Origin of the sequence: Sodalis-like endosymbiont of Proechinophthirus fluctus (assembly GCF_001602625.1) — a bacterium.
Taxonomy (GTDB): domain Bacteria; phylum Pseudomonadota; class Gammaproteobacteria; order Enterobacterales; family Enterobacteriaceae.
On the sequence record NZ_LECR01000082.1, the window covers coordinates 26,670 to 32,077 of the forward strand.

At 53.3% G+C, this 5,408-nt stretch carries 5 protein-coding genes and 4 pseudogenes; 4 read left to right on the forward strand and 5 right to left on the reverse strand.

Translation table 11 applies throughout. The features are described from left to right. Positions 1 to 145: 145 nt before the first annotated feature. Positions 146 to 588 (forward strand): annotated as a pseudogene (locus BG74_RS08015) (RNA methyltransferase). A 44-nt stretch (positions 589 to 632) separates the two neighbouring features. Here BG74_RS08015 and BG74_RS14085 read toward each other — a convergent pair. The 5 genes and pseudogenes from BG74_RS14085 to BG74_RS08040 all read right to left on the reverse strand — a co-directional run. Beyond that, a pseudogene (locus tag BG74_RS14085) lies at positions 633 to 1,146 on the reverse strand (serine acetyltransferase domain-containing protein); the annotation flags it as partial. A 50-nt stretch (positions 1,147 to 1,196) separates the two neighbouring features. Next, entirely contained in the window at positions 1,197 to 2,213 is a 1,017-nt protein-coding gene (gene gpsA / locus BG74_RS08025) for an NAD(P)H-dependent glycerol-3-phosphate dehydrogenase (RefSeq protein ID WP_066597697.1), read from the reverse strand. A 2-nt stretch (positions 2,214 to 2,215) separates the two neighbouring features. Next, entirely contained in the window at positions 2,216 to 2,686 is a 471-nt protein-coding gene (gene secB / locus BG74_RS08030) for a protein-export chaperone SecB (RefSeq protein WP_066597699.1), read from the reverse strand. A gap of 63 nt (positions 2,687 to 2,749) precedes the next feature. Next, positions 2,750 to 3,001 carry a glutaredoxin 3 gene (gene grxC / locus BG74_RS08035; protein WP_066597701.1) on the reverse strand — a complete coding sequence of 84 codons (252 nt, stop codon included), beginning with the start codon at positions 2,999 to 3,001 and terminating at the stop codon, positions 2,750 to 2,752. 27 nt (positions 3,002 to 3,028) lie between these two features. Further along, positions 3,029 to 3,460 (reverse strand): rhodanese-like domain-containing protein, encoded by a 432-nt coding sequence (locus tag BG74_RS08040; protein ID WP_066597703.1) that lies wholly within the window; start codon positions 3,458 to 3,460, stop codon positions 3,029 to 3,031. A gap of 209 nt (positions 3,461 to 3,669) precedes the next feature. Here BG74_RS08040 and BG74_RS18025 point away from each other — a divergent pair. From BG74_RS18025 to BG74_RS18030, 3 genes and pseudogenes are all read left to right on the forward strand, one after another. Then, positions 3,670 to 3,975 (forward strand): annotated as a pseudogene (locus tag BG74_RS18025) (murein hydrolase activator EnvC); the annotation flags it as partial. 1 nt (position 3,976) lies between these two features. Next, a pseudogene (locus BG74_RS08045) lies at positions 3,977 to 4,859 on the forward strand (peptidoglycan DD-metalloendopeptidase family protein); the annotation flags it as partial. Beyond that, positions 4,826 to 5,408, forward strand: a 583-nt coding sequence (locus tag BG74_RS18030) for a divergent polysaccharide deacetylase family protein (RefSeq protein WP_439895713.1), incomplete at its 3' end; no start/stop codon positions are given. The pseudogene BG74_RS08045 and the gene BG74_RS18030, both read left to right, overlap by 34 nt.

The following is a 5,408-nucleotide window of genomic DNA, read 5'->3' on the forward strand; positions in this document are numbered from 1 at the left end:
GAGGATAGCCCTCTCGGCGGACTGCGGCTGATTATCTGGCTTCCTATTTTGGCCCAGCGCTGATATGGCACACCCAGGAACAATAGGAAGGAGGCGGCCGGGGAGAACTACTTTGCTATTCTGCGCCCTGCTCTTAAGGGGCATCATGCTGAAAATTATGTTATACGAATCGGAAATACCGCCCAATACCGGAAACATCATTCCACCTGTGCGCGAATACCAGTTTTCACACCTCATTGAACCACTGGGATTTACCTGGGACGATAAGCGCCTGCGCTGGACGGGGTTAGATTATCATGAATTCGCTGCAATTCGGTATCATCTAGATTACACCGCCTTCCTAGCGCAAGGAGCAGCCGGCGCACAGCTCGGTAAGCTACCAGACAGGAGACTATTTGCTATTTGGGGCGGAAACTCGCGGGCTACTCACTCCGTCGTCAATTCTTGACGCACTACCTATAGATAGCGCAGAAAATCTGAATCTCGATGCAGCTAGACAGCTGCAGCATAAACCAGTCTGATATAGTGTCGGTCATGGTGTACGAGGCCTTGCGCCTGCTGGTGGATTGCACCGGCGCGCGACAATAAACGCCGTCAGATGCCGTCGCTGAATTCAAAACTGACCGCCAGCGCACCGGATTGCAGATAGAAACATCATCTTCCACTACCACGGTTTCGCCAATGACGATCCACGTGGCGTTGGTCGAGGATGATGTGCCGCAGATGATGCGCGCCATCGGACGTACATCCACGCTAATGGACAACGGAAATCTGATTTTGGAAATAAATCGCCAGCCCCTCTGGTAGTTTTTGATACCACAGCCAATGGCCGATACGATAAACTTACAGGGCGCGGAATCCATCGCCGGGTCGCACAGCCGCACCACGTGGATACCGCGCGTGGTGGAGAATATCATGCCTGGATCAGCGCTGTAGGTCTCCCCTACCACTTCACGAATGGCGATTGCCGGCATGAATGGGATTGCTGAGTTTATTGGCCAGCATATAGCCCAATGCATTGCCCAAGTTTTCGTGCTTTAGCGGGGTTGCGTGGAAAGAACCGGCCAGCATGGGTTCACAATCAACTAGCAATAGCGCTTCAATTTTAATATCATTCCATACAAGTTCCAATTTTTCTGTCGACATACCATACCGCCCGTCTTTTCTTTTATTGTTGAGGGACCCGGACCGGGTCCTTAGCCGCCGGCCCTTTCATCTTTCTGCGCGCGGCTCAGCAGCGTCAGCGCCGCCTGATGCGCGTTTTTGTTCTGATACAGAACCTGATAAATCTGCTCAGTAATGGGCATCTCCACCCCGTAACGATTGGCAAGCGCCAATACCTCCTTGGTATTACGGTATCCCTCCACCACTTGCCCAATCTTTTCCTGCGCGTCCTCGACGCCAGCACCTTGCCCCAGTAACATACCGAAACGGCGATTGCGCGACTGATTGTCGGTACAGGTAAGCACCAAATCCCCTAGTCCTGCTATGCCCACGAAGGTGATGGGCTCCGCGCCCATCGACGCGCCGAGGCGCGACATTTCTACCAGACCGCGAGTGATCAATGCGGTGCGCGCGTTGACGCCAAAACCGATGCCGTCGGATATACCAGCGCCGATGGCGATAACGTTTTTCACCGCGCCACTGAGCTGAACGCCAATGAGGTCGGGATTATTGTAAACTCGAAAACTTTTACTACAGTGTAACAGCCTCTGTAAATCAGCGCTGAAAGTAGCATCGGTGGCGGCCAACACGATAGCGGTGGGCAAACCGGCCGCCAATTCACGTGCGAAAGTCGGCCCCGACAAAACCGCCAACGGTATCTCGTCACCTAGCACATCCCGCGCCACCTCCTGCAGTAGCCGCCCGGTATTCGCCTCCAGTCCTTTGGTAGCCCAGACAATGCGTGCATCTTGTCGCAGATACGGTTTGAGTTTCGTAAGCACGCTGCCAAATACGTGGCTCGGGACAACAATCAGCACATCGCGGCTGGCGGCCAGAGCCGTCGGCAGCGATGCTTCCAGGCGCAGCGTCGATGGAAAGGGTAAGTCAGGCAAAAAATCCTGATTGCAGCGCGCCGCCTCTAGTTCCTGAATGTGGGCCGGATCGTGTCCCCATAGCAACACCTCATGACCGTTACGCGCCAGGGTGATAGCCAGGGCTGTACCGTAAGAGCCGGCACCAATAACAATCATTGAAGCATCGCCAGGCATAATTAGGCGTCCCGAGACGGCTGGCTGCCTTCGCCGTCAGATTGTTGCTGCAGGTAGCTCATGAACAACGCGTCAAAGTTGACTGGCGCCAGATTTAGCTGCGGGAAGGTACCTCGGGATACCTGGCTGGTGATGCACTCGCGGGCGTAAGGGAACAAAATATTCGGGCAGTAGGCACCGAGGCAGTGCGCCATCTGGGTGCTGTCAATGCCGGAGATGGTAAAAATACCTGCCTGCTGGACTTCGCATAAAAACGCGGTGTCATTATCCAGCGTCGCCGTCACGGTGACCTGCAGCACGACTTCATAAATATCTTCCGCTAGCTGGCTGGACGCGGTATCGAGATCCAATTTGATTTCAGGTTGCCATTCCTGCTGGAATAGCTTGGACGCGTTCGGCGCTTCAAACGAAACATCCTTGATGTAAATGCGCTGAATTTGGAATGCCATCTCAGTATTATTTTGTTTTGACATTGAAAAACCCTTTGGTTAAAGTGCTGGGTACGGGCACCAAGTCTCACGCGCCGTCTGTTCTGCTTATTTAAGTAGGAGGTCTAGGCCGCCGTGCGTATCAAGCGCATGCAGATCATCGCAGCCGCCCACATGTTTACCATCAATAAAAATCTGCGGCACCGTGGTGCGACCGCTGCGCACAATCATCTCTTCCCGCAGATCTACGTCGCCGTCAATGGGGTTTTCCTGAAACGGCACCTGTTTGCGAGTGAATAACACTTTAGCCCAATGGCAATAGGGGCAGGTTGGTTTGGTATAGATTTCGATACTGGCCATGGTTTTTCCTTCCTGATGGAAAAAGAGTTACTTACTCCGGACCAGAGGTAAATTTTCCCTGCTCCATCCGGATATACCTTCTTTAAGCACATAAACCTGATCAAAGCCGGCTTTGATCAGGTTTTGCGCCGGATCGCGCGAGGTGGTGCCGCTGGCGAAAACGACAATGACCGGTTTACCCTTCGCTTTCTCTAGCTCGCCTAGATTGCCGGATTTTATGTCCGATGCTGCTAGATTCAGGCTATTGGCAATATGCCCTTTACGGTAATCATCCCGTTTGCGTAGATCAACAATCACCGCGTCTTCCTTGTTGATCAGGCGGACAGCTTCACCGCGGGCGATGTCACCCACCTTGGAAAATCGGCTTTGAAAAGTGGTAAAAATTACGGCGCCCAAAAGGACTACCCACACTAGACTAAGTATAGGATAATTGCCGACAAATTGCATAATTTCTTGCATGGGGCGAAAAAGCTCCCGTTAGTAGATGTCCACACGTCAAAGCACCCGAGTATACCATCTTCTCCTGGCAAATTCAGCCAATATACCGGATACATCACCAAAAAACTGACAGCAATGCGCCCTCTCGACGCAAAAATCTAGGATAAACCGATGCTAAAGCGCTAATAGATGACTGGTAAGCCGCTGTTCAACGTGAAACAATCACCGCTATGAAGGAAAAAGCACCGTTGAAAAATTCATATCCTGCGCGCGCCGACGATCGGCAGCACGACACCGGATTCAGGTATCGCCTTTGCGCCTGCATGCTTTATACCGGTGGTGCGCTGCTGTTGCCTATCGCCGGTCACGCCGCGGATAACAAGCAACAGCTTGAAACGGTGCAACAATCTATCCTTGCCAAAAAAAGCGTTCAGCAACAACAAAAAAAGTGCATCGCTTTGCTAGGCCAAATAAAACAGCAAGAGCAACTCATCGCCAGCTCGTCCCATGCCCTGCTGGATACGCAGCGCGCGCTGNGACGCTGAACCGCGATATCGATCGGCTGACGCGCTCCATTCGCCAGGAGCAACGCTCCGAGCTGCAGTTGATCCTCAGTAACGAGGAAAGCGTGCGCAGTGAACACATTCTAGTCTATTTCAACTACCTTAACGAAGCGTGCGCGAAAACCATTAATGATCTGCGCCAGACCCGTACCGACCTCGCAGCGCAAAAGCGCGAACAGCAGCAGAAACAACAGCAGCAACAGCAAACGTTGCAAAGTGCCCGCGGCGCGTGTCAGAAAACCCTGATCGGTCTGAATTCGTCTATCTCGGAAGATAAGCAGCGCTTGGCGGAGCTACACCAAAACGAAGTGCGGTTGCGCGATACCATCGCCCGCACTTCGCGCTCGGCGCGGACGAAAAGCCGCGGCAGCACCTATAAGCCCAGCGAAAGCAAGCGTGCGCCGTTCGCCCTTACTGGCGGCCTCGGCCATCCGGCGGAACAAGATCTGTGGCCGATGTGGGGCTGCGCACGCTGCACAGCTTTGGCGGCGAACCTCAACAGGGTGAACTGCGCTATAAAGGCTAGTGATTGCGGCGTCATAAGGCAGTGAGGTGAAAGCAATTTTCGCCGGCTAGGTACTTTACTAATAGCAGACTGGTTGCAGAGTTATGGACTGATAGTCGTGATTGAACACGGCAAGGGCGATAAGAGCCTGTATGGCTATAACCAGAGCACGCTGGTCAACGTCGGCGACAGGTCAAGGCCGGGCAAACCTATCGCCCTGGTTAGCACCAGCGGCGGCCAGGGCACACCGTCGCTTTATTTTGAAATCCGCCGCCAGGGACAAGGTGGTCAATCCCATACTCTAGTTAGGAAGGTAGTTTGTCGATTAAAACTTTTAGCACCGCTATTGTAATACTCCTGACGCTGGCAAGCTCTGTGGCACAGGCCGGGAAATTAGCTATCGTCATTGATGATTTAGGCTACCAACCCGCGACCGAAAATCAGGTATTGGCCATGCCGGTCAATATTTCCATCGCTGTGCTGCCCGATGCGCCCTATGCCCATGCGATGGCGGTGAAAGCCCACCAGCAGGGGCGAGAAATCCTGATACATTTGCCGATGGCGCCGTTAAACAAACAGCCTCTGGAGCACAATACGCTTACGCCGGCAATGAGCCGCGAACAGGTGGCAGACATCATTCACCAGGCGAGTCAGAAAGTGCCTTACGCTATGGGGTTGAATAACCATATGGGCAGCGCTATGACCTCCAGTCTCATCGGTATGCAAAATGTCATGCAGGCATTGAGTCGCTATTCCTACTATTTCCTCGATAGCATGACCATAGGCAACAGTCAGTCGGTACCCGCCTCCGCTGGTACCGGCGTTCAGGTGCTCAAACGGCGGGTATTCCTGGATGATACCGCCAATGAGACCGACATCCGCGCGCAGTTCAACCGTGCAG